This window comes from Bacillus cereus group sp. BfR-BA-01382 (assembly GCF_022663475.1).
Classification (GTDB): domain Bacteria; phylum Bacillota; class Bacilli; order Bacillales; family Bacillaceae_G; genus Bacillus_A; species Bacillus_A thuringiensis_S.
In genome coordinates, this window is record NZ_JAKUFQ010000207.1 from 1 (window position 1) to 2,841 (window position 2,841).

Below are 2,841 nucleotides of genomic sequence, written 5' to 3' on the forward strand. Positions count from 1 at the left end.
TGTATAAAAAAAGTAAATCCTAAAGCTACTATCCTACTTTTAGCCCCTACAGGCAAAGCAAGTAAACGAATGACAGAATTAACAAATATGGATGCATCAACAATTCATAGAGGATTGGGTCTAAATAGCTTTGGTGGAACAAAAGAGTTGAATCAATTAACATCAGATTTTATTGTTGTAGATGAATTTAGTATGGTTGATGCATATTTAGCTAACAAACTGGTAAATAATATAGGTGAGAATACTCGTATTCTATTTGTTGGAGATGTTGACCAATTACCTTCTGTAGGACCAGGATTGATTTTACGAGATTTAATTAACAGTGGTAAAATCCCTGTTACGAAATTAGATAAGGTATTTCGTCAAGCTGAAAACTCACAAATCGTTATGAATTCATACAAGGTTATTAACGGAAAAACAACAAAAGACCCTGATGGAATTAGTTTTGACCACACAAAAGGTGACGAGTATTTCATTCAAGAGAAAAATTCATTAGTTATTCGCAAAAAAATTATTGATAGTATCCAAAGAATGATAGATAAATATAATTACAAATTAGATGACATCTGCTTACTATCACCTATGCGTATTGGGGACTTAGGAACTGATGAATTAAATCGTGCGATACAGTTACATTTTAATCCACCTAACTCTTCAATGGATTACCAAAGAGATGAGTTTACAACATTCCGAACTGGTGACAAAGTAATTCACACAGAAAACAATAAAGATTTAGGCGTATATAATGGTGAAGTTGGTGTTGTCTCTTCTATCTATACATATGAAGGCGAATTTAAGGTTGATGTAGAATATCCAGATAGAGAAGACCCTGTTGCTTATTCAGAAAAAGACATGGAACAATTACAACTGGCTTATGCAATTACCATTCATAAAAGCCAAGGTAGTGAATTCCCTATTGTCATCATGCCTTTCCACGAATCTCAATTAAGCATGTCTACTCGCAATTTAATTTATACAGGTAGAACAAGAGCAAAGAAAATTTTAATTAGTATTGGTGATGAAGAAACACTGAATAAAGGAATTTTAAAGGTTAGTGACACGAATAGAAATTCAAGAATCAAAGAAAAATTGCAGAAAGAATTATAAACTTCTTACAATATGTAAGAAGTTTTTTATTTACATATATCAGTTAATGAATTATAATTTTGTTGACTATAGTCAAATTCGTTATTATATCGAGTAACATACATATAATATTTTGCATATTAAAATCAGGTATTTGAAAAAAGGAATTAAATTTGGAGGAATAAATGATGGTAAACGTAGTAGTGTTGGAAGAAGTTTCAAGTGATAAAAAGACAGTTGATACACAAACGCTTAGTGATAAACAGGTTAATAGTAAAGATATCATTCTATCAGATTACATGATGGATAAAAATGATTTGATTACATCTTGGATAGAGGTTGATGGATTATTCAAAAGAGAAAGATTAATTGTTTCTATTCATTGATTTCTGATTAGATTAACGGATGCGACTATATGTTTCATCCTTTTTTTATTACAAATTAAAGAAAGCAGGGTCTAAGAATGAATCATGTTAGTATAGGTGTCTATAACAACGAAACATACGTTGTAAATATTGTTCCAGACCATAATTTACAGAAGCATGTAGAATACAATAAAATTATGAGATTTGGAAGAGCTTTATTTATTGATGGAGAGTGTGTTCATACTGGATATTTATCAGACAAAAAAATAGAGGTTTGGTCAGAAAAGATAAAAGGAATGAACATTGATATTCTCACTCCCTCAACTACATATTACTAAAGGAAAAGAAAAAAGAATTCAGTGTCAAATACTGAATTCTTTTATATATATTATAGTTTTAAATCTCTTAGAAATCGCTCTGCTCGAAATTCAAACAATCGCCCTCGTGAGTTAGCTGATGAGCCATCTTTATCTAAAATCATTTCTTTATGAATAGATTTCAATAAATCTTTCTTATCCAACTCTTCACAAATGCAGACCCACATTAATTTCTTTTTATTCAACTCAATCTTAATATCAAGTACTTTATCATTCTTAAATCCAATGTAAGCATATAGCTCCATAACACCTCTATGAAGAGTTAACGAAGTTTTCATTTCTGTTTTTAGGCGAATTGCAATTTCTTCGTAAAATCGAGAAATAGATTCATCTAATGTACAGCAGTGATATGTATTTTGATAAGTAAACATAATATCCACCACCTAAAAGTTATGAAGATAACTTTTACTTACCTTTCATTTCTTCTGGCATCGAAATCCCCAAACCCTTTAATACTGTATCTAATTGACCTTCCATTCCCATTGCTTTCATTCGTTCTCGAATCTCTGGTAAATGTTTTACGCCATCAGTTAGAAAATCAGACGCCATTTGCTGAATGTTTCCTAAGTTTTCTTCATTCACAACCCGATTAAGTTCACTCTCACTAATAGTAGACTCTCCTTTCTTTGTACCACCAGACAATATATCATTTACATTTTGACCACATTTATTGAATACATTTTGTTGTTTCATATTAAAACATCTCCCTTTTATAAAAAAATATTTTTTATCATCATCATTTATTTTGTTTTTTTATATAAAAAAAACATCTTATGTACAAGATATATTTTATTTTATTAATCGTAAACCATTTCAAGTATCTATCATGTTCGACGTTCTTCTTAATCCCAAATCACCTGTCTACTTGGATATCTTATCTATTAGGAATACCCATTGTCTATTATTGGTGAACATTGTCTAAGTAAATTTCAAAAAATGCTACATATCCGCAAAAACAAAACCCCTCCGAAACATAAACCTATATACAAAGCAAAAAATATATTCAACACATT

The 2,841-nt window shown here is 30.2% G+C and carries 5 protein-coding genes; 3 read left to right on the forward strand and 2 right to left on the reverse strand.

The annotated features are described in order from the left end of the window. From MR160_RS33270 to MR160_RS33280, 3 genes are all read left to right on the forward strand, one after another. On the forward strand, nt 1-1,107 hold a 1,107-nt coding region (locus MR160_RS33270; RefSeq protein WP_242299179.1), incomplete at its 5' end, for an ATP-dependent DNA helicase. A 167-nt stretch (nt 1,108-1,274) separates the two neighbouring features. Continuing rightward, entirely contained in the window at nt 1,275-1,472 is a 198-nt protein-coding gene (locus MR160_RS33275) for a hypothetical protein (protein ID WP_242299180.1), read from the forward strand. Nucleotides 1,473-1,549: 77 nt separating this feature from the next. Continuing rightward, nucleotides 1,550-1,789, forward strand: coding sequence for a hypothetical protein (locus MR160_RS33280; RefSeq protein ID WP_086877620.1), 240 nt, complete (start codon nt 1,550-1,552; stop codon nt 1,787-1,789). Between the two features lie 50 nt (nt 1,790-1,839). Here MR160_RS33280 and MR160_RS33285 read toward each other — a convergent pair whose 3' ends face one another. Continuing rightward, entirely contained in the window at nt 1,840-2,199 is a 360-nt protein-coding gene (locus tag MR160_RS33285; protein WP_086877618.1) for a hypothetical protein, read from the reverse strand. Nucleotides 2,200-2,233: 34 nt separating this feature from the next. After that, nucleotides 2,234-2,521: a hypothetical protein gene (locus tag MR160_RS33290; RefSeq protein ID WP_086877616.1), complete on the reverse strand. Its 288-nt coding sequence runs from the start codon at nt 2,519-2,521 to the stop codon at nt 2,234-2,236. Nucleotides 2,522-2,841 lie beyond the last annotated feature (320 nt).

What these genes read in the sequence shown, in the direction of transcription:
- MR160_RS33275 (WP_242299180.1), top strand. Translation starts at nt 1,275, where the DNA reads ATGGTAAACGTAGTAGTGTTGGAAGAAGTTTCAAGTGATAAAAAGACA.
- MR160_RS33280 (WP_086877620.1), top strand. Translation starts at nt 1,550, where the DNA reads ATGAATCATGTTAGTATAGGTGTCTATAACAACGAAACATACGTTGTA.
- MR160_RS33285 (WP_086877618.1), bottom strand. Translation starts at nt 2,199, where the DNA reads ATGTTTACTTATCAAAATACATATCACTGCTGTACATTAGATGAATCT.
- MR160_RS33290 (WP_086877616.1), bottom strand. Translation starts at nt 2,521, where the DNA reads ATGAAACAACAAAATGTATTCAATAAATGTGGTCAAAATGTAAATGAT.